The 22088-nt window shown below is 65.4% G+C and carries 23 protein-coding genes; 14 read left to right on the top strand and 9 right to left on the bottom strand.

Annotated features, from left to right (window positions below; translation table 11 throughout):
* Positions 1 to 2: 2 nt before the first annotated feature.
* The 5 genes from ACM9LZ_RS23755 to ACM9LZ_RS23735 all read right to left on the bottom strand — a co-directional run bounded on the left by ACM9LZ_RS23755 (position 3) and on the right by ACM9LZ_RS23735 (position 8204).
* The gene (locus ACM9LZ_RS23755; protein ID WP_416622005.1) at positions 3 to 488 is read right to left on the bottom strand and encodes a carboxymuconolactone decarboxylase family protein; all 486 of its coding nucleotides are present in this window, start codon (positions 486 to 488) and stop codon (positions 3 to 5) included.
* Positions 489 to 624: 136 nt separating this feature from the next.
* Positions 625 to 2031 (bottom strand): nitrogen assimilation response regulator NtrX, encoded by a 1407-nt coding sequence (ntrX, locus tag ACM9LZ_RS23750; protein ID WP_416622004.1) that lies wholly within the window; start codon positions 2029 to 2031, stop codon positions 625 to 627.
* A 5-nt stretch (positions 2032 to 2036) separates the two neighbouring features.
* Positions 2037 to 4346: a sensor histidine kinase NtrY-like gene (locus ACM9LZ_RS23745; RefSeq protein ID WP_416622003.1), complete on the bottom strand. Its 2310-nt coding sequence runs from the start codon at positions 4344 to 4346 to the stop codon at positions 2037 to 2039.
* Positions 4347 to 4532: 186 nt separating this feature from the next.
* A complete protein-coding gene (locus tag ACM9LZ_RS23740) occupies positions 4533 to 6062 on the bottom strand; it encodes a Ppx/GppA phosphatase family protein (protein WP_416622002.1) in 1530 nt (509 codons plus the stop codon).
* Positions 6063 to 6077: 15 nt separating this feature from the next.
* The gene (locus ACM9LZ_RS23735; RefSeq protein ID WP_416622012.1) at positions 6078 to 8204 is read right to left on the bottom strand and encodes an RNA degradosome polyphosphate kinase; all 2127 of its coding nucleotides are present in this window, start codon (positions 8202 to 8204) and stop codon (positions 6078 to 6080) included.
* 205 nt (positions 8205 to 8409) lie between these two features.
* Between ACM9LZ_RS23735 and ACM9LZ_RS23730 the strand changes: the two genes are divergently transcribed.
* The 5 genes from ACM9LZ_RS23730 to ACM9LZ_RS23710 all read left to right on the top strand — a co-directional run bounded on the left by ACM9LZ_RS23730 (position 8410) and on the right by ACM9LZ_RS23710 (position 12983).
* Positions 8410 to 8943 carry a SixA phosphatase family protein gene (locus tag ACM9LZ_RS23730; protein WP_416622001.1) on the top strand — a complete coding sequence of 178 codons (534 nt, stop codon included), beginning with the start codon at positions 8410 to 8412 and terminating at the stop codon, positions 8941 to 8943.
* A gap of 155 nt (positions 8944 to 9098) precedes the next feature.
* A complete protein-coding gene (locus tag ACM9LZ_RS23725) occupies positions 9099 to 10529 on the top strand; it encodes a sigma-54-dependent transcriptional regulator (RefSeq protein WP_416622000.1) in 1431 nt (476 codons plus the stop codon).
* Positions 10519 to 11880: a sensor histidine kinase gene (locus ACM9LZ_RS23720; RefSeq protein WP_416621999.1), complete on the top strand. Its 1362-nt coding sequence runs from the start codon at positions 10519 to 10521 to the stop codon at positions 11878 to 11880. Before ACM9LZ_RS23725 ends, ACM9LZ_RS23720 begins: the two co-directional genes overlap by 11 nt.
* A gap of 89 nt (positions 11881 to 11969) precedes the next feature.
* Positions 11970 to 12581, top strand: a complete 612-nt coding sequence (locus ACM9LZ_RS23715) for a LysE family translocator (protein ID WP_416621998.1) — start codon at positions 11970 to 11972, stop codon at positions 12579 to 12581.
* A 99-nt stretch (positions 12582 to 12680) separates the two neighbouring features.
* Positions 12681 to 12983, top strand: coding sequence for an SCP2 sterol-binding domain-containing protein (locus ACM9LZ_RS23710; protein ID WP_416621997.1), 303 nt, complete (start codon positions 12681 to 12683; stop codon positions 12981 to 12983).
* A 59-nt stretch (positions 12984 to 13042) separates the two neighbouring features.
* On the opposite strand, the gene ACM9LZ_RS23705 is transcribed toward ACM9LZ_RS23710, so the two are convergent.
* The 3 genes from ACM9LZ_RS23705 to ACM9LZ_RS23695 all read right to left on the bottom strand — a co-directional run bounded on the left by ACM9LZ_RS23705 (position 13043) and on the right by ACM9LZ_RS23695 (position 14979).
* Positions 13043 to 13294, bottom strand: coding sequence for a hypothetical protein (locus ACM9LZ_RS23705; protein ID WP_416621996.1), 252 nt, complete (start codon positions 13292 to 13294; stop codon positions 13043 to 13045).
* Between the two features lie 92 nt (positions 13295 to 13386).
* A complete protein-coding gene (locus ACM9LZ_RS23700) occupies positions 13387 to 13635 on the bottom strand; it encodes a hypothetical protein (RefSeq protein WP_416621995.1) in 249 nt (82 codons plus the stop codon).
* A 90-nt stretch (positions 13636 to 13725) separates the two neighbouring features.
* Positions 13726 to 14979 carry a bifunctional alpha/beta hydrolase/OsmC family protein gene (locus ACM9LZ_RS23695; RefSeq protein ID WP_416621994.1) on the bottom strand — a complete coding sequence of 418 codons (1254 nt, stop codon included), beginning with the start codon at positions 14977 to 14979 and terminating at the stop codon, positions 13726 to 13728.
* 72 nt (positions 14980 to 15051) lie between these two features.
* On the opposite strand from ACM9LZ_RS23695, the gene ACM9LZ_RS23690 reads away from it, so the two are divergent.
* The 9 genes from ACM9LZ_RS23690 (at position 15052) to ACM9LZ_RS23650 (ending at position 21726) form a co-directional block, all read left to right on the top strand.
* Positions 15052 to 15729, top strand: coding sequence for an NUDIX domain-containing protein (locus ACM9LZ_RS23690; protein WP_416621993.1), 678 nt, complete (start codon positions 15052 to 15054; stop codon positions 15727 to 15729).
* A gap of 109 nt (positions 15730 to 15838) precedes the next feature.
* Entirely contained in the window at positions 15839 to 16840 is a 1002-nt protein-coding gene (locus ACM9LZ_RS23685) for a cysteine synthase A (protein ID WP_416621992.1), read from the top strand.
* 26 nt (positions 16841 to 16866) lie between these two features.
* A complete protein-coding gene (locus ACM9LZ_RS23680) occupies positions 16867 to 17595 on the top strand; it encodes an alanyl-tRNA editing protein (RefSeq protein WP_416621991.1) in 729 nt (242 codons plus the stop codon).
* 15 nt (positions 17596 to 17610) lie between these two features.
* A complete protein-coding gene (locus tag ACM9LZ_RS23675; protein WP_416621990.1) occupies positions 17611 to 18003 on the top strand; it encodes a DUF1801 domain-containing protein in 393 nt (130 codons plus the stop codon).
* 43 nt (positions 18004 to 18046) lie between these two features.
* Entirely contained in the window at positions 18047 to 18907 is an 861-nt protein-coding gene (sseA, locus tag ACM9LZ_RS23670) for a 3-mercaptopyruvate sulfurtransferase (RefSeq protein WP_416621989.1), read from the top strand.
* 30 nt (positions 18908 to 18937) lie between these two features.
* The gene (locus tag ACM9LZ_RS23665) at positions 18938 to 19570 is read left to right on the top strand and encodes a GNAT family N-acetyltransferase (protein ID WP_416621988.1); all 633 of its coding nucleotides are present in this window, start codon (positions 18938 to 18940) and stop codon (positions 19568 to 19570) included.
* Complete coding sequence (gene metC / locus ACM9LZ_RS23660; protein WP_416621987.1) at positions 19567 to 20775, top strand: cystathionine beta-lyase; 1209 nt, start codon at positions 19567 to 19569, stop codon at positions 20773 to 20775. Before ACM9LZ_RS23665 ends, metC begins: the two co-directional genes overlap by 4 nt.
* Positions 20772 to 21212, top strand: a complete 441-nt coding sequence (hisI, locus tag ACM9LZ_RS23655; protein WP_416621986.1) for a phosphoribosyl-AMP cyclohydrolase — start codon at positions 20772 to 20774, stop codon at positions 21210 to 21212. Before metC ends, hisI begins: the two co-directional genes overlap by 4 nt.
* Before the next feature lie 142 nt (positions 21213 to 21354).
* Complete coding sequence (locus ACM9LZ_RS23650; protein ID WP_416621985.1) at positions 21355 to 21726, top strand: hypothetical protein; 372 nt, start codon at positions 21355 to 21357, stop codon at positions 21724 to 21726.
* 50 nt (positions 21727 to 21776) lie between these two features.
* On the opposite strand, the gene ACM9LZ_RS23645 is transcribed toward ACM9LZ_RS23650, so the two are convergent.
* A complete protein-coding gene (locus tag ACM9LZ_RS23645) occupies positions 21777 to 22040 on the bottom strand; it encodes a hypothetical protein (protein ID WP_416621984.1) in 264 nt (87 codons plus the stop codon).
* Positions 22041 to 22088: the final 48 nt, after the last annotated feature.

The following is a 22088-nucleotide window of genomic DNA, read 5'->3' as shown; positions in this document are numbered from 1 at the left end:
CTTCAAGGCCTCTCCACCGCGGCCCGGCGTTCGGCGAATAGGGACGACAGCGCCTGGGAAGCGGCGATGGCACGGGGGAAACCGGCCGGCACGGTGACCATGTAAATGATCTCCTTCAATTCATCCTCCGTCACGCCAAGGTTGAGGGCATAGCCGGCATGGATGGTCATGAATGCCCGCTCCCCCATCGCAGCGAAGACGGCAACGGCAGCCAGTTGGCGCGTTCGGTCATCCAGCCCCGGCCGCGACCAGACATCGCCCAGCGCATAGCCCTGCGTGGCATCGGCCAGAAACGGGAACTCCCCGCGCATCGCTTCCAGGGCCGGCTGGGGCCGGTCCTTGTTCAACCGGGCGATGATCGCGGCACCGCGCTGTTGCCGCTCGTCTTCCGGCTGGGCGCGTGCCGCAGCGCAAAGACCCGCGGATAACAACCCGACCGCAACGGCCCCATGGAATGCCTGACGGTAAATCCGGCTGCGAACACCCATTTCTGCCTCCTTGCAAGCCGGCCCCTTGGCCGGACGGGGGACAGGATGGGCCAGGCTGCCATCACGGGGAAGCCGCCCCGTTCTTTCCAAACCGGTAAGAACGGCTAACCAATCTCATGAGAAAGGGAGGGAATGATCACTCCACCGTCAGCTTGAGGCCGTTCTTGTCATTGCCATGCACGCCCAGCGATTTCAGCTTGCGGTGCAGGGCGGAACGTTCCATGCCCACGAAGCTGGCCGTGCGGGAGATGTTGCCACCGAAGCGCGTGACCTGGGCCAGGAGATATTCGCGCTCGAACACCTCGCGTGCTTCCCGCAGGGGCAGGCCCATGATCTCGCCGCCCTTGTCCCATTTCAGCACAGTGGGGGTGATGGCGCCGATTTCCGGCGGCAGCATGTCGGCGCGGATCGGCTCTCCCGGATCGCCGGCCACCATGATCAGCAGCCATTCCACGGTATTGCGCAATTGCCGCACGTTGCCGGGCCAGTCATACGCCTGGAGCGCGGCCATTGCATCCTCTCCGAACACGCGCACGGGCAGGCCGGCGCTTTCGGCCGTGCGCTGCATGAAGTGCCGGGCCAGCAGCGGGATATCCTCCCGCCGGTCGCGCAGCGGCGGCATCTTCAGCGGCACCACGGACAGGCGGTAAAACAGGTCCTGGCGGAACCGGCCCTGTTCGATCTCCGCCGTCAGGTCGCGGTTGGTGGAGGCGATGACGCGCACATCCACTTCCACCCGCGAGGCGCCGCCGACCCGCTCGAACGTCTGTTCCTGAAGGACGCGCACGATCTTGCCCTGGGTTTCCAGCGGCATGTCCGCAACCTCGTCCAGGAACAGGGTGCCGCCATGGGCCTGTTCGAAGGTGCCGACCTTGCGACCCCCGCCCTCGAACCCATGCTCCGTACCGAACAGTTCCACTTCCAGCCGGTCGGGCCGCATGGTGGCGCAGTTCAGGGCCACAAAGGGGCCATCGGCACGGCGCGACTTGGCGTGCAGCATGCGGGCCACCACTTCCTTGCCCGCCCCCGGCGGTCCCGACACCAGCACGCGGCTGCCCGTCGGGGCCACCTTCTCCACCGAATGGCGCAACTGGTTCACGGGCAGGGACCGGCCGATCAACTCGAAATCGGCGCCCACCTTCACGCGCAGTTCACGATTCTCCCGCTTGAGACGCGCCGCCTCGATGGCGCGTTCCACCAGCAGCAGCAGCCGGTCGGCCTTGAACGGCTTTTCGATGAAGTCATAGGCGCCGGACTTGATGGCCGCCACGGCCGTCTCGATATTGCCATGGCCGGAGATCATGACGACGGGCACGTCGGGATGGTCGCGCTTGAGTTCAGCCAGCACCTGCAGCCCGTCCAGCCGGCTGCCCTGCAGCCAGATGTCCTGGATGACAAGGCTGGGCCGGCGGGCGGCAACGGCGGCCAGTGCCTGGTCGGCATCCGCCGCCTCCCGCGTCTTCATGCCTTCATCCTCCAGGATGCCGGCGATCAGCATGCGGATGTCCGCTTCGTCATCGACGATGAGAATGTCGTGCGCCATGTTCTTCAACCCTTCCGCGCCTGTGCGGCGTTCTGTTCAGGAGGGACCGGTGCGGTAGCACTGGGCGCGATGTTGCGTGGCAGGACCAGCGTGACACGGGCGCCGCCGCCCGGCCGGTCCTCCAGCAGCAGCGCGCCGCCATGGTCCTCCATGATTTTCTTCACGATGGCGAGACCAAGGCCCGTGCCCTTGACCCGCGTGGTCACATAAGGCTCGGTCAGCCGGTCACGCTCCTCCGTGTCCGGCAGGCCCTTGCCGTTATCCTCAACCGCCAGAAGGACCCGTTCATCATCCACCTGGATGCGGGCCGTGATTTCGCCGGGCACGCGATCGGCGCCCGGCGGCGTTTCCTCCAGCCGGCCTTCGATGGCCTCGCCGGCATTCTTCAGAAGATTGGTCAGCGCCTGACCGATCTGCCGGCTGTCGCAGGTCAGCACCAGCGGCGCGTCGGGCATCAGGCAATTGAACCGGATCGCCGGATAGGCGCTGGCCTGTAAAAGCACCGACTGCCGCGTCAGATCCTGCATGGCCGTCGGCTTCATCACGGGCTGCGGCATGCGGGCGAAGGCCGAGAATTCGTCCACCATGCGGCCGATATCGTCCACATGGCGTACGATCGTGTCCGTCATCGCCTTGAACGTATCGGGATCGCTGTTGATTTCCTTCAGGTATTTGCGGCGCAGCCGCTCCGCCGAAAGCTGGATGGGGGTCAACGGGTTCTTGATCTCGTGCGCGATGCGCCGTGCGACATCGGCCCAGGCCGCCTTGCGCTGGGCCGACAGAAGCTCGGACACATCATCGAAGGTGACGACATAGCCCTTCACCTCCCCCGCCACGATTTCGGCCGCGACACGGACCAGCAGGGTCTTCAACTGCCCCGCCCGGCGCAACTGAACCTGGCCCTCGACCTGCCGGCTGCCGCGGCGGCGGATATTGCCCATCAACTCGTCCAGTTCCGGCGCCACCTCCAGCAGGTCGCGCCCGATCAGCGAGGCGGGATCGCCCACCGACAGAAGCGTGGCTGCCGACAGGTTGGGCAGGTTGATGCGCCCCTGCTGGTCCAGGCCCAGCACGCCGGCCGACACGCCGGCCAGCACCGCCTCGGTGAAGCGGCGGCGCAGATCCAGTTGCCGGTTGGCCTCCACCAGTTCGGACCGCTGGCTTTCCAACTGGCTGGTCATGCGGTTGAAGGCGCGGGACAGCGTCACCAGCTCGTCCTCGGGCTCCAGCGCGCTGTCGGGCACGCGGGCCGTCAGGTCACCGGCACGGATGCGTTCCGCCGCGGCGATCAGGGCCGAAATGGGCGAGACCAGATAGGTTGCGAAATTCAGCCCCAGCCAGATGGCGGCCAGCAGCAGCAGCACGGCCACGCCCACGAAGATCACCGCCATGCGGGTCTGCAGCGCAAAGCGCTGCTCCTCCATATGGCGATATTCCTGAACGGCGCTCTGCGTGACGTCCATATGTTCCAGCACGCGGCTTTCCACGGGCCGGCCGATGAACAGGAACCGGTCGAAATCCAGGTCCAGCAGGACGATGGCATTCACGCGGTTGCCACCTTCGCTGACGATCAGCACCACCTCGCCCTTGCGGGCGCGCTCCAGATCCTCGGCGTGGACGGTGGTGAAATCGAAGGCGAATCCCAGGCCGAACACGGCCGTGACCTGACCGGTGCCGTCGAAGATCACAGCCTCCGTCACGTTGCGCATCAGGGCTTGTGACTGGAAATATTGCCGGAAGCGCGGCGGGTCCCAATAGATGTTGAGAGGCAGGCGGGCCAGATCGTTGCGCATCACCTCCGCATCGCGGGACAATGTGAGCTGATGTTCCTTCAGATAGCCCTCGGCCACCGCCAGCGATTCGTCCACGACCAGGCGGACACGGTCGGAAAACCAGCTTTGCAGGCCGACATAGAAGAACAAGGCCGAGAATATGGCCATGATGATGGCCGGCGCCACCGCCAGGATGGAGAAGACGGCCACCAGCCGCATATGCAGGCGCGAGCCGGCCAGACCACGCCGCTTTTCAACCCACAAAGCCACGATGCGCCGTGCGACCACGGCCCCCAGCAGCAGCAGCAGCACGCCGTCCAGCGTCAGCAACAGCATCAGGGTATTCTGGTCGATGGCGACGGGCAGCGTTTCGGTCAGTGCCGCATAGGTGGCCGCCCCGGCCGCGATGGCGGCGATGGTCAGCGCAATGCCCAGCATCATGGAAATGTGCCGGCCGCGCGACCAATGAAGCGCCCGTCGCCACAAGCCCTCCGGCCTGGGGCCTTCCGGCCGGGAGGACATGCCGGACACCGTCGTGGTCATGCGCGTCCCCCCTGCGGCCATGGGGTCCGATCCTGGGAAAGGGACGATCCGAACTGGGGCAAGGCACGACCTTGGGTTGGCGGAACGGCTTGTCTGGTCAAAACTGTTACCAGAAAGCTACACCGCGCGCCAGCCCGCAACGTGATAAAGCTGCAACAGCGTATCCCATTGCACCATCACAACCGGTCATCGGGCCAGTTTGGGTCCCGTCTGCACCGTGATTTCACCGGTACGGTTCAATGACCGGGCCAATGCATCCAGGCGGCGCTGCACCGAATCGCCCGTCAGCATGGCGGCATCCTCCGGCAGCAGCAGGGTCAGCCGGGCATCGCCCAGCCGCAGCAATGTACGCTGCAGAAGCGTGGCAGCACCGCCTGTCAGCGTATGGGCCAGCCGCAGTGCCAGCCCCAGAATATAGGCCCGGGCCAGCGCCCCTTCCTTCAGCAGGCTGCGCGCCGTGGACAGGATGGGACTTTCCATGGTGCCAGCATAGCGGACATGGACGGCAGTGGCCAGGAAGGCACGCTCCGCATGGTCCACCCCCGCAAAGGGCATGCGCAGGATGCGCAGGAAGGCATGCTCCGCACGGTAATCCGGATGTTCGGCCCAGCCCAGGTCCGACAGGAGACAGGCGGCCTGGCGCAGACGCCGGGCGGCCGGGTCCTCACCTGCAAACAGCGGGGCCGTCCAGTCGGACAGGATTTCCGCATGGCCGAAGCGGCCGATCCGCTCGGCCACATCCTCGCATGCCGTTATCAGCGGGTCCTGCCGGCGCTCGGCCGGGTCGAGCAGATCGTAGAGATGGCCTTCACGCAGGCCATAGGCGGAAAAGACCACCCTGCCCGGCTGCACCGCCTTCAGCACCCGTTCCATGACCAGGGCCGCCAGCGGCAGCATGTCCAGGCGGCGCTTGGACACGCCGGGCATTTTCTCTAGGCTGCTGCGGCCGGCGCGGGCCACCGTGCCGGCGAAATCCGCCATGGCGGCGCCATCGACACCGTACTGGTGAATGATATGCAGCGGGTGGTTGACCTGCTCCAGATGCATCTTGGCCAGGGCGCGCCAGGCCCCGCCCACGGGATAATAGGTGCGCCCCTTGCCCCGTGACAGCCAATCCAGCCGCGACAAATGCTGGTCGATCAGCTTGGCTGCGGGCCCCGGCTTGCCGTCCGTTGCCTCCATCAGGCGAAGCGGCCCCAGCGGGGTCGTCACCTGGGCCCCGATCTCCCCCTTCTCCAGCAACACCAGTTCCAGGCTGCCGCCGCCAAGGTCGCCGGCGAGCCCCTCGGCATTGGGGGCGCCGGACAGAACGCCCATGGCGGCCAGCCGTGCCTCCTCCTCTCCTGAAAGAACATCGACATGGAAGCCCGTGCGGCGCGTGATCTCCGCCACGAAATCGGGTCCGTCCGCTGCGTCGCGCACGGCGGCCGTGGCCAGCACGTCGATGCGCCGGACCTGCATTCCTTCCAGCAGCCGCCGGAACCGGACCAGATTGTCCAGCGCCAGCACAACCCCTTCCGGATTGAGCCGGCCCGTGCGCTCCACGGTCCGGCCCAGGCTGGGCAGAACCTTCTCGTTGAAAAGTGCAACCGGGGACCGGGTCAGCTTTTCGTAGACGACGCAGCGCATCGAATTGGAACCGACATCAATGACCGCGAGGCGATCGTCGGCATGGGCGTGATCCACGTTCAGGCGATCCGCTTTCAGTGACAACATCGGTAAAATGCCGGCTTAGAGGGAATTGCTCAATACCAGTTTCGGTGGAAGCCGTGCCTCCGTCGTGGCACTACCACGGCCCGAGAGGCTGGGATTTGTCATGAAATAGGTATGGGCGTTGAAGCTTTCCAGGCAGGGCTCGACGCGGCGGTATGTCGCGTCGGGCAGAAGCACCCAGCTTTGCGTATTGTCCTTCAGGTTCGCGACCATGATCTGGTCCAGCACCTGCTGATGCACCGTGGGGTTCTCGATCGGCACCAGGGTCTCGATACGGCGGTCCAGGTTGCGGGGCATCCAGTCGGCCGAGGAGATGTAGATCTTCGCCTGTGCCGACGGCAGGCCATGGCCGTTGCCGAAGCACATGACGCGGCCATGTTCAAGGAAACGGCCGACGATGGACTTCACGTGGATATTCTCCGACAGGCCCGGCACGCCGGGCCGCAGGCAGCAGATGCCCCGGATGACCAGCTCGATCTTCACGCCCTTTTGCGATGCCTCGTACAGCTTGTCGATCAGCCTCGCATCGACAAGGCTGTTCAGCTTCACCCAGATATGGGCGGGACGGCCGGCCTTGGCATGTGCGATCTCCGCGTCGATCAGATCGACCAGCCGCTGGCGCAAGGTGATGGGCGCGATGCAGATTTTCTCCAGGGCGCGCGGCGTGGCATAGCCGGTCATGTAGTTGAACATGTGCGCGGCATCATGGCCCAGCGCCACGTCGCAGGTGAAGAAGGACAGGTCGGTATAGACCTTGGCCGTGATCGGGTGATAGTTGCCGGTGCCGAAATGCACATAGGTGCGCAGACCATGGCTTTCGCGGCGCACCACCAGCGAGACCTTGGCATGGGTCTTCAGATCCACGAAGCCGTAGACGACCTGCACCCCGGCCCGTTCCATGTCGCGCGCCCAGCGGATATTGGCCTCCTCGTCGAAACGGGCCTTCAGTTCCACCAGGGCCGTCACGGATTTTCCCTGTTCGGCCGCATCGATCAGCGCCGCCACGATGGGGCTGTTCTTGGAGGTACGGTAGAGCGTCTGCTTGATGGCCAGCACATTGGGATCGGCCGCCGCCTGGCGCAGGAACTGCACCACCACGTCGAAACTTTCGAACGGGTGATGGACGACGATGTCTTTCTGCCGGATGGCCGCGAAGCAATCACCGCCGAAATCGCGGATACGTTCGGGGAAGCGGGCATTGTAGGGCGGAAACAGCAGGTCGGGACGGTCGTCGCTGATGATCTGCTTGGTGTCGGCCAGCCCGATCAGCCCGTCCAGCACGAACACATCATCGGCGCTCACCTTCAATTCATCGATCAGGAAGGCGCGCAGTTCCTTCGACATGCCGGCATTGACCGCCAGCCGGATCACGCTGCCGCGCTTGCGGCGCTTCAGCGCGCTTTCAAACGTGCGGACAAGGTCTTCGGCCTCTTCCTCGATCTCCATCTCGCTGTCGCGCAGCACCCGGAACACACCATGGCCCTTCAGCAAGAAGGGCGGGAACAGGCGGGAGATGAAGGTCAGCACCACCTGTTCCAGCAGCACATAGCGCACATCGTTGCCGGGCAGGCGGATGAACCGTTCCAATTGCTGCGGCAGCAGCACCAGCGCATCCAGGTTCGTTCCCTTCTGCGGGTCGAAAAGCCGGAGCGCCAGGGCAAATCCGCTGTTGGGAACGAAGGGGAACGGGTGCGCCGGGTCCACGGCGATGGGCGTCAGGACGGGGAAGATCTCGTCGATGAACCGCGCTTCCAGCCAGTCATGCTCGGCGGCCGTCAGTTCTTCGGGGTCGATGACGGCGATGCTCGATGCGCGCAGCGCCTGGCGCAGCATCAGCCAACAGGCCTGCTGGTCGCGCATGACCTCCGTCACCCGGTAATTGATGGCGGCCAGTTGCTGGGCCGGGGTCAGGTTGTCGTCCGAAGGCGTGGTCACCTTGGCCGCCACCTGCGCTTTCAGGCCGGCCACGCGCACCATATAGAATTCATCCAGATTGCTGGCCGAAATGGACAGGAAGCGCAGCCGTTCCAGCAGCGGGTGCTGGGCGTTATAGGCCTCTTCCAGCACACGCTGGTTGAAGGCCAGCCAGGAAAGCTCCCGGTTGATGAAGCGTTCCGGGCTGTTATGCGGGATGCTGCCGGGCACCGGGCCGTCGGCGGATGCGGCGGCGGCTTCGGCGGGCAACGCATGGGGCACGGCGTTCACGGTCTTTTCGTCCTTCTGGTCCGGGGGAACGGCGTCAGTATATGTTGTTTGTGTGACGGTTTCGGGTACGCCCTTGACAGCCGGCCTGCGCCGGCGGCGAACCTGCCCTGTCGTCCCGTTTCCCGTTCCCTTGCGCGAAGTCGTCATGAAAACACTCTACCTGCTGCGGCATGCGAAATCGGACTGGACCGACCCGCGGTTGCCCGATCATGACCGTCCCCTGAACCCGCGTGGCCAGAAGGCTGCCGCGACGATGGCGAATTATTGGGCGGTGCGCAAGGGCGGGCCGCCCCGCCCCGACCGGGTTCTGTGCTCCACGGCTGTGCGCGCCCGCGCCACGCTGGACATCGTATCGGCGGTCTGGAAGGACGATTTGCCCGCCGTGGATTTCGAACGCGGCCTTTATCTGTGCGGAGAGGAAGCGCTGCTGGACCGGCTGAAGGCGCTGGGGGAGGAGACGGGTGCCGTGCTGATGGTGGGGCATAATCCCGATTTCCAGCTTCTGGCCCGTGACCTGTGCGACCGGGGCGATTCCGTGTTGCGGGCCGCCCTGGCCGAAAAGCTTCCGACCTGTTCCTTCGTGGAGATATCCATTCCCGCACCAACGGCATGGCGCGACCTGCGCTGGGGCCTTGCCACGCTGACGGGTTTGACCCGCCCCCGCGATCTGGCTCCATGACCGGGCCTCATGACCTGGAATGATGCGCGTACCACCGGCTTGTCCGGCAGCGGACTGATTGGTCCCGCCGCCGGCAGTTGCCGGCGCCCAGCATCCTCGCCATCGGCCCATAAAAACTGTACGTTTCCGAACAGTCGCAGCCCATGGAAGAAACAATGACGAAGCAGCCGCGTGTGCTGGTCGTGGATGATGACGAGGATATCCTCGTCGCCGCCCGGCTGATGTTGAAACGCGAAGGCATTCTCTGCCACACCGAACCGCGGCCCGATCGCATTCCGCAATTGCTGCAGGAAGGCGCGTTCGACGCCGTGCTGCTGGACATGAATTTCGCCATCGGCGCCAATACGGGGCGGGAAGGGTTCCAGTGGTTGAAACGCATCGTGGAACTCGACCCCGCCCTGTCGGTCGTGCTGATCACCGCTTATGGCGATGTCGGCACCGCGGTGGAGGCCATGAAGCAGGGGGCCGCCGATTTCGTGCTGAAGCCGTGGCAGAATGAACGGCTGCTGGCCACCCTGTCATCGGCGCTGAAGCTGACGGCGTCACGGCGGGAAGCCGAGCAGGCCAATGCCACCACTAAGGAACTGGCGTCCGCCACGCTGGATGGCACACCTAACGCCATCATCGGCGGCGCCCCGGCCATGGCCCGCATCTTCGCCCTGCTGGACCGGGCCGCACCGACGGAAGCCAATGTCCTGATCCTGGGCGAGAACGGCACCGGCAAGGAAGTGATCGCGCGGGAAATCCACCGCCGGTCGCGCCGGCGCGACCGGGTGTTCGTCTCTGTCGATCTGGGATCGGTGTCGGAGAGCCTGTTTGAAAGTGAACTGTTCGGCCATAAGAAAGGCGCCTTCACCGATGCCAAGGAGGACCGGGTCGGCCGTCTGGTCGCGGCCAATGGCGGCACCCTGTTCCTGGATGAAATCGGCAACCTGCCGCTCTACCTGCAATCCAAGCTGCTGTCCGTCCTGGAACAGCGCGTGGTGATCCCCGTGGGTGGCACCAAGCCGGTTGCCATCGATGTGCGACTGGTCAGTGCCACCAACATGCCGCCGGAACAATTGTCGCGGGAGGACGTGTTCCGCCAGGACCTGCTCTATCGCATCAACACGGTTGAACTGCACCTGCCGCCGCTGCGCGACCGGGCGGAGGATATACCGGCCCTGATCGACTATTTCGTGGCGATCTATGCCCGCAAATACAACATGCCGCCGAAAAAGGTGTCGCCGGCGGCCCTTCCCCGGCTTCTGGCCTATCGCTGGCCGGGCAATGTGCGCGCGCTGCGCCACGCGGTGGAACGGGCCATGATCCTGTCGGCCGGGCCGGTGCTGGAAGCCGACGATTTCTCCCTGCCCTCCACCGCCGGCCAGACACCGCCGGCCGCTGCACCCGCCTTGGCGGTTGCCGGCCGGGGACAGGGGGCGGACGCGGCGCTGGTGCTGGACACGCTTGACCTGGAAGCGGTGGAGCGGGAGGCCATCCGCAAGGCGCTGGCCAAGCATCAGGGCAATATCAGCCACGCGGCCCAGGATCTGGGCATCACCCGCGCCTCCCTCTACCGCCGGATGGAAAAGCATGGGCTATAAGCGCTTCGAGCTGAATGTCACGGTGCGGGTGGCGTTGCTGGCGCTTTCATCCATGCTGCTGGGCATCATGCTGGTGGAGACCAGTTTCCGCGCCACCAGCTTTCTGGTGGGGCTGGCCATCCTGGCCCAGGTGGGGGGGCTGCTGCGGGCCGTGACCCGCACCAATCGCGAGGTTGCCCGGTTCCTGGGCGCCATCGCGCATTCCGATTTCACCCAGACCTTCGCGCTGGGCCGGCAGGGGGCGGGCTTCGAGGAATTGGGCACCGCCATCAACCAGGTGATGGAGAAGTTCCGGCGCAGCCGGGCGACATCGGAACAGCAGGCGGATTATCTGCACGCCATGCTGAACCATGTGCCCGTGGCGCTGGCCGCCGTCTATGAGGACGGGCGGGTGGAACTGCTGAACAATTTCGCCCACCGGCTGCTGGGCCCGGAGGAATTGAGCCGGCGGACCACGGACGGCCAGTTGCTGACCGATGCGCTGTGCAAGCTGGCGCCCGGCAGCCGCAGCCTGATTCGCGTGGCAGCCGGCAGCAGTGTCGGGCCGCAGCAACTGACCGTCACGGCCACGCGCCTGATCCTGGGGGGCGAATCCCGGCTGCTGCTGTCCCTGCAGAACATCGCAGGCGACCTGGAGGCCACCGAGGTCAGGGCCTGGCAGGATCTGGTGCGCGTACTGACGCACGAGATGATGAATTCGCTGACCCCCATCGCATCGCTGACGCGCACGGCGCAGGGCGTGCTGACGGACCTGCGCGAGAAGGCGGCCGACCAGCCCGAACTGGCGGAGGAGATTGCCGACGCCGAGATGGCGGTCGATACCGTCGCCCGGCGCAGCGGCAGCCTGCTGCGCTTTGTGGAGCGGTACCGCCAGTTCACCTCTGTGCCCAAGCCGCAATTGTCACGCATGAAGGTCAAGGAGATCACGGAGCGCCTGCAACGCCTGATGGCTCCGGCTGCGCAGGACCATGGTATCGGCCTGGAAGTCCTTGTCCTGCCGCCGCAACTGGAGTTGCAGGCCGATACGGACATGGTGGAACAGGTCCTGATCAACCTGCTGAAGAATGCCGTGGAGGCCATGAGAGGTATGGAACCGCGCCGCGGCGGGCACCGCATCCGCCTGACCGCGCATCTGGATGAGGGCGGCCATGTCGTCATCAATGTCGGCGACAACGGCCCCGGCATCCCGTCGGAGGTGGCGGAGAAAATCTTCATCCCCTTCTACACGACCAAGCGCGAGGGGTCCGGCGTGGGCCTGTCGCTGGCACGGCAGGTGATGCTGGCCCATGGCGGCAGCATCAACATGTCTCCCGACCCTGATGGCGGCACCGTCTTCACGCTGCGTTTCTGACCCTTCCGTCCATGCCGCGCATGCGACAGCGGCGCGGGGGTGTGATACGCTGCGGGAAGATTTCACCCGCTTTCCATACCGGTGCGCCCTTGGACCTGACCGCCCTTCTCCTGTTCATCGGCATCTATGCCGTCGCCGTCGCCTCCCCCGGTCCCGGCGTGGCCGCGGTGGTGGCCCGTGCCATGGGAACCGGCACCCGGCGCACCCTCCCCTTCATCGCGGGCATCGTGCTGGGCGATCTTGCCTGGTTCGCACTGGTCCTGGGCGGGCTGGCCGTGCTGGCGCAAAGCTTCCAGATCGTCTTCACCATCATCAAATATGCCGGTGCGGCCTATCTGCTGTACATGGCCTGGAAATTGTGGCGCGCACCGGCCCGGCCGGTCGAGGAACAGCCGCAGATCAAGGGCGAAGGGGTGAAGCTGGTGCTGGGTGGCCTTGCACTGACCCTGGGCAATCCCAAGACCATGGTCTTCTTCCTGGCCATTATGCCGCAGGTTCTCGCCCTGCGCACCATGACTTCCCTGGCCCTGATCGAACTGTGTTTCAGCATGGTGGTGGTCTTGACAGGGGTCATGACGGGCTATGCCATGCTGGCCGCGCAGGCCCGCCGTTTCATCGCCACGCCGCAACGTATGCAGGCCGTGAACCGGGCCACGGGCGGGGTGATGGCGGGCGTGGCGCTGGCCGTCGCCGCCCGGTAAACGGCTGAGATCGCTTCGCCCCTTTCTCTTGCCTACAACGCTGTAAGTAGCGTATAATTACGCTTACGTAAACGTAACTCTCTCTTATCGAGGACCATCATGACCCTTGACCAGATCGAAGCGCAGATGAAGTCCCGCGCGATCAACTTTACCGGCCTGGGCGCCCTGGTGAAGTTCGATTTCGGCGGGGGCGAGGCGCTGTTCATCGACGGGCACAGCATGCCGCCGGCCATTTCGCGCACGGGCGGCACGCCGGACACGACGCTGACCATCTCCGCAGAGAACCTGGTGAAGCTGGCAGAGGGCAAGCTGGCGCCGACGCTGGCCTTCATGACGGGCAAGCTGAAGGTCAGCGGCAATATGGGCATCGCCCTGAAACTGGCGAACATGCTGGAGGATTGATGGGAAGCGTGGCGGAACAACCGCCACGTCTCTCCATGACAAAATCCCAGGAACCGTTCCTACAAATCATCGTAAAGGGTGCCACCGCCCGGCGACGGGGTGCCAGACGTGGGGTCGGCCTGCTCGCGCTGCCCGGCATGGCGCTGCCATTCCCCGCACCAATCCGTGAAATTGGTGACGGGCATGGCCCCCGACGGGAAACGGTCCGTCACGACAGGCGGAAACCGCCGGCATGTGCCGCGGGGCCCCCGTTCCCGCACACCCTGCCCGAGCCAGTAACGGCAGCTATAGCAATTATCGCCCCGGCGCAAGATCGGCCTCTCCCCCCAATGGAACCTGGTTCCGGCAAGCTACCATGGGGATGGTGAGGATGGAACGCGGCAGGATCCCTGCCGCCCGTTGATCAAGGCCCGCGATGGCGGACCGCGCCGGGCGCATTCTCGATCGGTTCCGCCGGCGCGGTCGCGTCCGGCAACGCCTCATGGGCCGGTTTGGCTGGCCGCAACTTCTGGCTGTTCTGATGATAATAGGTCTGGATATCCGCGTTCAGGGACTCCAGCCGGGCGGCACTGTCCGACCCTTTGGGCGCATTGCGCAGCCGCTGGTATTCCTGTACGGCGGCTTCCAGTTCCTCATCATTGCGGATGGCCATGTTCTTCTGCTCCGTTTATCCGCCTAGGGGAAAGGATAACGGAGCCGGAAGGGTGTTGGTTCCCCCCTCCCGCAGCGATCCGGACCCGTATCAGGTCAGATGGCTGTCGATGCTGGCCCGGCTGCGCAGGGTGCGATGCACCGGGCAATTGCCGGCGATCTCCAGCAGCCGCTGGCGCTGGGCCGCGTCCAGATCACCTTCCAGCGTGATGGCGCGGGTGAAATGGTCCACCTTGCCACCGGCATTCTCCGTCACCTCCCCCTCCTGCGGGTCCCGCTTCTCATGTGTCACCGTGACATGCACGCGGGCCAGCGGGATATTCTTGCGGTTGGCATACATGCGGATGGTCATGGAGGTGCAGGCCCCCAGCGCGGCCTGCAGCAATTCATAGGGGTTGGGGCCCTGCCCCGTCCCGCCCACGTCTGTCGGCTCGTCCGCCGTGAAGCGGATGCCGGCGGCGGTGACAAGATTGTGAAAGGTTCCCTCCCCCGTTTCTGCAACCGTCACGGGGCCTTCATGGGCTACGCCTTCCCGCTTGCCGGCAGCCGGCGTATCCAGCCGCAGGGCGCGGCGTGCCCAGCCATCGACCATGCCGGCCACGAAGCCCGTATTGCGCTGATCCGCCACCAGATGGCCGGCCCCGTCCAGCGCCACGAAGCTTTTCGGGTGCCGGGCCAGCGACAGGATACGGTCCGCCTCCGACAAAGGCACGACGGGGTCCTTGGGGTCGTGCATGACCAGCAGCGGCCGGCCCAGATTGCCGATGACGGTGGCCATGTCATGCCGTTCCATGTCGGCCACGAAATCGGCCGTGATAGGCATTTCACGGTCGCCGACATTCAATTGCACGCGGCCGTCACGCTGCATTTCCGCCTCGCGCCCCGCGATCTTGCCCAACAGCGTGTGCGGGCCCGACGGCGCGTTCAGCGTGGCCACAGCCCCCACGCTGGGCAGGTCCGGCGCGGCGCGCATCACGGCCGCCCCGCCCAGGCTGTGCCCGATCAACAGGCGAGGTGCGGCGATCTCCTGCGTCAGGGCGGCGGCGGCGGCCAGAAGGTCGGCGATGTTGGTGGAAAAATTCGTCTCGTCGAAAGCCCCGCCGCTGCCGCCAAGGCCCGTGAAATCGAACCGCAGGACGGCCCAGCCCCGTTCGGCCAGCCCCCGGCTGATGCGGGCGGAGGCGTGGTAATCCTTATTGCAGGTAAAGCAATGGGCAAAGATCGCGGTTGCCACCGGCTGTCCCTCGGGCAGATCAATGCGCCCCGCAAGCTGCGCACCCGTCGATCCGGCGAAGTTGAAATCCTGCGTTACGCGCGCCATCGTGGTCCCCGTCTGCCCGTCCATGCCAGTCATTGCCTAAGCTGGAACAGGCCGGGCATCCGACGCAAGCCCCATCGCCACCATACCGGACCCGCCATGACCTCGCCCCTGCCCGATTACCCCGTCCTGCCCGGTATCCAAAGCCCCACGGCGGTGACGGTTGTGGATCACCGCCATATCCACAGGGGATTCATGGATTTTTCCGTCATGCGGCTGCGTCATGAACGGTTCGCCGGTGGCATGACGCCGGAGATCGAACGGGATATCTGCCACCGGGGCGTGGCCGTGGCCATCATCCTTTATGATCCGGCGGCAGACTTGCTGGTCATGATCGAACAGTTCCGCATCGGCGCCTATGCGGCCGGCGTCAATCCCTGGCTTCTGGAATTCGTGGCCGGCATGGTGAAGCCGGGGGAGGACCCGGCCGCGGTCGCCACGCGGGAGACGCAGGAGGAAGCCGGCTGCACCCCGCGTGCCGTGCGCCTGATCCACAGCATGCTGCCCAGTCCCGGCGGTTCGACGGAAGTGGTGCATCTTTATGCGGGGCTGGTAGACAGCACCGGGCTTGGCGGCATCCATGGCCTGGCGGAGGAGGTGGAGGATATCCGCGTGCATCTGGTGCCCGCCGACACCGCCATCGCCATGCTGGATGCCAATCAGGTGGCCAGCGGCTTCACGCTGCTGGGCCTGGCCTGGTTCGCGCGCCATCGGGATCGGCTGCGCGCCGAGGCGGGTGACGGGCATGATGGCCCGGGCGACGCCGCTTTGCCTTGACGCAATGCGTCCGGCGCGGTTCTGTGGTGCGGATGTGAATGATGGCATTACACAGCGATCACGCCATATTCCGCGATCAGGTTCTACACGCAACAAAAGGTTCTTTGCCGTGGATGTACGCAACGGATTTCTGGACAGCATCGGCCGCACCCCCCTGATCCGTCTGAAAGGCCCGTCGGAACTGACGGGATGCGACATTTATGGCAAGGCCGAGTTCCTCAATCCCGGCGGGTCCGTGAAGGACCGGGCGGCCCTGGCCATCGTCCAGGACGCCATCGCGCGCGGGCAGTTGCGTCCCGGCGGCACGATCGTGGAAGGGACGGCCGGCAATACCGGCATCGGCCTGGCCCTGGTGGGCAATGCCCTGGGTTTCCGTACTGTCATCGTCATGCCGGAAACGCAAAGCCAGGAAAAGAAGGACATGCTGCGCCTGTGCGGCGCCGATCTGCGGCTGGTGCCGGCCGTTCCCTTCAAGGACCCCGGCAATTACGTGCATGTCTCCCGCCGCATCGCCGAGGAACTGGCCGCGACGGAGCCGAACGGCGCCGTCTGGGCGAACCAGTTCGACAACCTGGCCAACCGGGAAGGCCACCGTCTTACCACGGGGCCGGAGATATACGACCAGCTTGACGGGCGGATCGATGCCTTCACCTGTGCCACGGGCACGGGCGGCACGCTGGCGGGCGTGGCGATGGCATTGAAGGCGCACAAGCCCGATGTCCGCATCGTGCTGGCCGATCCCATGGGGTCGGCCCTTTACAGTTGGAAGAAGACGGGCGAATTGAAGGCGGAGGGCGGGTCCATCACCGAGGGCATTGGCCAGGGGCGCGTCACCGCCAATCTGGCCGATGCCCCCATCGATGATGCCGTGCAGGTGACGGATGAGGAGGCGCTGCCCATCATCTTTGACCTGTTGAAGGATGAAGGGCTGGTGCTGGGCGGGTCCACGGGCATCAATGTCGCCGCGGCCATCAAGGTCGCGCGGGACCTCGGGCCGGGCCATACGGTGGTGACCATCCTGTGCGACGGTGGAACCCGCTATCAATCGAAGCTGTTCAATCCGGCTTTCCTGCGCGAAAAAGGATTGCCGGTCCCCGACTGGCTCGACTGAACCGATCATAATAAAGGTGATGTGCCATGACCCTGCTATTCCGTGAAGATCCGTATCAGGTGGAAGCCGATGCGGTGGTCCTGGCGGCAGGGCACGATGGTATCCGCCTGGATCGCACTCTGTTCTATCCCAGTGGCGGCGGTCAGCCGGGGGATACCGGCATCCTGACCTGGGAGGGGGGCAGCACCCCCATCATCGATACCCGCAAGGCGGACCCGCTGGTCGAACACGGGGAACAGGTGCTGCACATCCCCGACTCCGCGGCCGTCCTGCCGCCGGTGGGTGCCCGGGTCATGCAGAAGATCGATTGGGCCCGCCGGCACCGGCACATGCGCATGCATACCGCTCTGCATCTTGTCTGTGCCGTTGTGCCGGGTGCCGTGACGGGCGGACAGGTCGGGGCCGACCGGTCCCGTCTGGATTTCGACGTGCCCTCGGCCAGCCTGGACAAGGAGGAGATCGAGACGGCGCTGAACGAATTGATCGCCGCCGACCATCCCGTGCGGGAGCGCACCATAACGGATGCGGACCTGGAGGCCATGCCGGAACTGGTGCGTACCATGTCGGTCAAGCCACCCATGGGATCGGGCAGCGTGCGCCTTCTCCAGATCGGCACGGACGATGCGATCATCGACCTGCAACCCTGCGGCGGCACGCATGTCGTCGCCACGGGGGAGATCGGGCCCGTGACCATCGTCAAGATCGAGAACAAGGGCAAACAGAACCGGCGCGTGCAATTGGCATTGCGCGACTGACGGGAAACATCGGCCATGACAGAAGAACCGTCCCCCACGCAGCGGATCGATGCACGGATCGCCGGGCTGGGGGATTGGCGCGGACCCGTGCTGGCCCGGCTGCGCGCCCTGATCCACGAGGCCTTGCCCGATGTGGTGGAGACCGTGAAATGGGGTGGCGTACCGGTATGGGAACGCAACGGCATCCTGTGTACGGGCGAAACCTACAAGGACAAGGTGAAGCTGACCTTCGCCAAGGGGGCGTCGCTGGACGACCCGGCCGGTCTGTTCAATGCCAGCCTGGACGGCAACGCCAGACGGGCCATCGATCTTTTCAAGGATCACGGCATCGACGAGGCGGCCTTCAGGGACCTGATGCGCGCGGCTGCCGCATTGAACAAGCCGAAGGCGCGCGGTACGAAAGGCTGATGCCCTTTCATATTGAAATCATTCCGGGATCGGAGAGTGAGCGATGACGGACCCGTTGGTCTCCCCCCTGTGGCTGGAAACGGAACTGCATAATCCGGCCATCCGCATCCTGGATGCTTCGTGGCACATGCCGGCGGCCAGCCGCGACCCGCATGCCGAATTCGTGCAGAAACGCATCCGCGGGGCACAGTTCTTCGACATCGATGGCATTGCCGATCCCGGCACCGACCTGCCCCACATGCTGCCCACACCGGACGGGTTCGCGGCGGCCGTGTCGGCGCTGGGCATCGGATCGGACGATACCGTGATCGTCTACGACACGACGGGGTTGTCGACGGCGGCCCGCGCATGGTGGATGTTCCGGGTCTTCGGCCATGACAAGGTCTTCGTGCTGGATGGCGGGCTTCCGGCCTGGGAACGTATCGGCGGCGGCCTGGAGACCGGCTCCGCGGCGATACCGGCACGCGGCCGTTTCACACCGTCCTTCCGGGCCGAACTGGTCCGGTCGGTGGAACAGATGCGCGCCAATCTCGAAACACAGGCCGATCAGGTGCTGGATGCCCGGACCGAGGGGCGGTTCCAGGGCACCGCGCCAGAGCCCCGCGCCGGCCTGCGCGGCGGTCACATCCCCGGCGCCCGCAACCTGCCCTTCGGCGAGTTGCTGGACCCGGAAAGCAAGCTGATGCTGACCGGCGATGCCCTGGCCGCCCGCTTCGCCCGTGCCGGCATCGACCTGTCGCGGCCCGTCGCCACTTCCTGCGGCAGCGGCATCACGGCGGCCGTACTTGCATTGGGGCTCTATCGGCTGGGCGCCACACAGACCGCGGTCTATGACGGTTCCTGGACCGAATGGGGCGGCCGCGCAGACCTGCCCGTGGAAACGGGCGCGGCCGCCGCGGGGTAAGGGCCGCCGCCCCCGACCCGGAGACGCATCATGACGGACACCCCATCCCTCCCCCCGCCCGGCCATCTCAAGGTCACCGTCACCTACCTTGAAATGACGGCAAGGCCGGTCCGGCGACAGCGTCCGCACCCGCATGAACGGTTGTCGCTGCTGCGGGCGGAGAATTGCACCCTTTCCTTCTATCGCTACCTTTACGACACGGTGGGGGAGGAGTGGCTCTGGTGGTTCCGCCGGGCCCTGCCGGCTACCGAACTGCGCACCATCCTGGCCGACACAAGGGTGGAGATTTACGTGGCCCATGTCGCGGGGGTGCCGGCCGGCTATGTCGAACTCGACCGCCGGACGCCGGGCTGTTGCGAAATCCAGTATCTGGGGCTGGTGCCGGAATTCATCGGCATGCGCATCGGTCCCTGGCTGCTGGATTGGGCCATCGAGGCGGCGTGGAACGGCGCCGGGGTGGAGAAGGTGACCGTCAACACCTGCGACCTGGACCATCCGCGGGCCCTGATGACCTATCAGAAGGCGGGGTTCCATCCGGTGCGGCAGGAGGTGCGGTTTGATCCGGACCCACGGCTGGCCGGGCTGATCCGCCGTGATGCCGCGCCCCATATCACCCTGCCCGATCAGCCCCTGCTGGCACCCGGAAAGACCAGGACCGAATGAACCGCCACCCCGATGACAGCCCCGCCGATGCCGAGGCCACCCGGCTGATCCATGCCGGCCGCGCACCGGACCGGTTCGGCGGGGCCGTGAACATCCCACCGTTCCGGGCTTCCACGATCCTGTTCCCCACCCTGGCGGAACTGGACAATTACGACCCCAAGATGCGTGCCGTGCGCTATGGTCGCACGGGCAATCCGTCCAGCCATGCGTTCGAGGAAGCCATGGCGGAACTGGAGCAGGGCCATGGCGCCGTCTCCTTCGGATCAGGTGTCCAGGCCATCACCACCAGCCTGCTGGCCTTCACCCGCCAGGGCGACCATGTGCTGATCGCCGATACAGCCTATGCGCCCACACGCAGCTTTGCCAACGGCATTCTGGCCCGTGCCGGCATCGTCGTGGAATATTTCGATCCCTGTATCGGGGACGGCATCCGCAACCTGCTGCGGCCACGGACTCGCGTGGTATTCCTGGAATCGCCGGGATCGCTGAGCTTCGAGGTGCAGGACGTGCCGGCCATCACCCGCACCGTGGCCGCCGCCGATCCCGAAATCATCGTGATGATCGACAATACCTGGGCTGCCGGCCTGCTGTTCCGTCCGCTGCTGCACGGTGTCCATGTCAGCATCCAGTCGGCCACCAAATATGTCGCCGGCCATTCCGACGCCAGCCTGGGGGCGGCCATCTGTGCCCGGCCCGACCATTGGCTGCGCCTGAAGAAGGCAGCCGTTGAACTGGGTGCCTGCGCCGGGCCGGATGACCTGTTTCTGGGTCTGCGGGGCCTGCGCAGCCTGCCGACCCGCATGCGCCAGCACCAGGAGACGGGGCTGGTCCTGGGGCGCTGGCTGGCGCAGCGGCCGGAGGTGACGCGCATGCGTCATCCAGCCCTGCCCGGCTGCCCCGGCCATGAATATTGGAAGCGCGACTTCACGGGCGCCTGCGGCCTGTTCGCGTTCGAAATCGCGCCCGTCCCCCGCCCTGCCCTGGCTGCCATGGTGGACGGGATGCGGCATTTCGGTATGGGATATAGCTGGGGCGGCTTTGAAAGCCTGATCCTGCCTTCCACCCCCAACAGCATCCGCACGGCCGTCCCATGGGACGGCGGGGAACTGATCCGCCTGCATGCCGGGTTGGAAGATCCCGAAGACCTGATCCGTGACCTGGAGGCCGGCTTTGACCGGCTTGCCGTAGCCCTGGCCAATCCATGACCGAGATATCCTTCACCCCCCTGTCCGACACCACCATCGACGGCGTGCTGGACGCCGTAGCCTTCACCGCCGATGGGCTGGTTCCCGCCATTGCACAGCAGCATGACAGCGGCGAGATCCTGATGATGGCCTGGATGAACCGCGACAGCATCCGCGAGACGCTGCGCAGCGGCCGGGCCTGCTATTGGTCGCGGTCCCGCCAGGCTTTCTGGCGCAAGGGGGACACGTCCGGACAGGTGCAGAATCTTGTGGAGTTCCGCATCGATTGCGATGGTGACACCATCCTGCTGCGTGTCGACCAATTGGGGGTGGCCTGCCACACGGGCCGGCGCTCCTGCTTCTATCGCCGGGCCGCGAATGACGGGCTGCAGGTTACCGACCCCGTCCTGATGTCACCCGATGCGCTCTATGGCGGGGACAAGGGGCCTGGCTTTTAGGCGGATGGCGGCCGCCACCGGTCCGCCCCTTATGACGGCAAGGACGGTTACCCCATCCCTTAGTTCATAGGCTGGCCACTGGTCGGGGCTGCCCACGTCGTTTATGGTGCGTCATGCTTTGACCGCTACCAGACGTTGCCCCATGAAAGAACTGCGCTGCATCCTGTTCACCGACCGCGAGGTTCTGTCCTCCGTTCTGGACCGCAAGCGTCGGCTGCGCGAGGCTCTGCCCGACGGCCAGATTACCGGGTTGCGTCTGGACAAGGGCGAGGATGAGGTCAAATGCGCCATCGTCTTCGACAATGGCCGTCAAACCCTGTCGGTGCCGGAACATGAACTGCAGGCGGCCCTGCTTTCACACTGCATCGCGCGCAATGTCCCGCTGCCTGTGGATGCGGACAAGAGCATCTATCTGATCCGCGGGCGTATCACCTTGATGATCACGATGAACTTCAACAAGGCTGCCCGACTTGTGCATGTCGCCGCCGCCGAAAAGCGCGAAATGCTCAACTGATCCCCGCGCCCCATTGTCAGGGGCCGCAGTGAACCGGACAGAGGTCCGGTTCAGGGGCCGCGCAGGTCACGCCGGGCGCCATGCCGGCGGCGCAGAAAGCGCATAAGCAGCCAAAGGCCGGCGACCGGAAGCACCACGATTGCTCCCTGTCTGACATAGGGCCATGTCCAGCCCAACAACCCATCCATCCAGTCCAACAGCGTGCGCAGCATATCCAGCGCATGGTCAGCCAGGTCGGCGGGGGACCAGCCCAGCCAGGCCATGACCAGTCCGACGACCAGCGACCAGAACAGAAGGGAAAGGATGAGGCGCATAACCCCGCTCTATCCCATCCTTTGAGAGCGCGCAAGCCGCGGCATGTG

The organism is Niveispirillum fermenti, assembly GCF_048066175.1.
In the GTDB taxonomy this organism is placed as follows: Bacteria; Pseudomonadota; Alphaproteobacteria; order Azospirillales; family Azospirillaceae; genus Niveispirillum; species Niveispirillum fermenti.
Note: the sequence above shows the minus strand (reverse complement) of the source record. Positions and strands in the feature narration are given on the sequence as shown.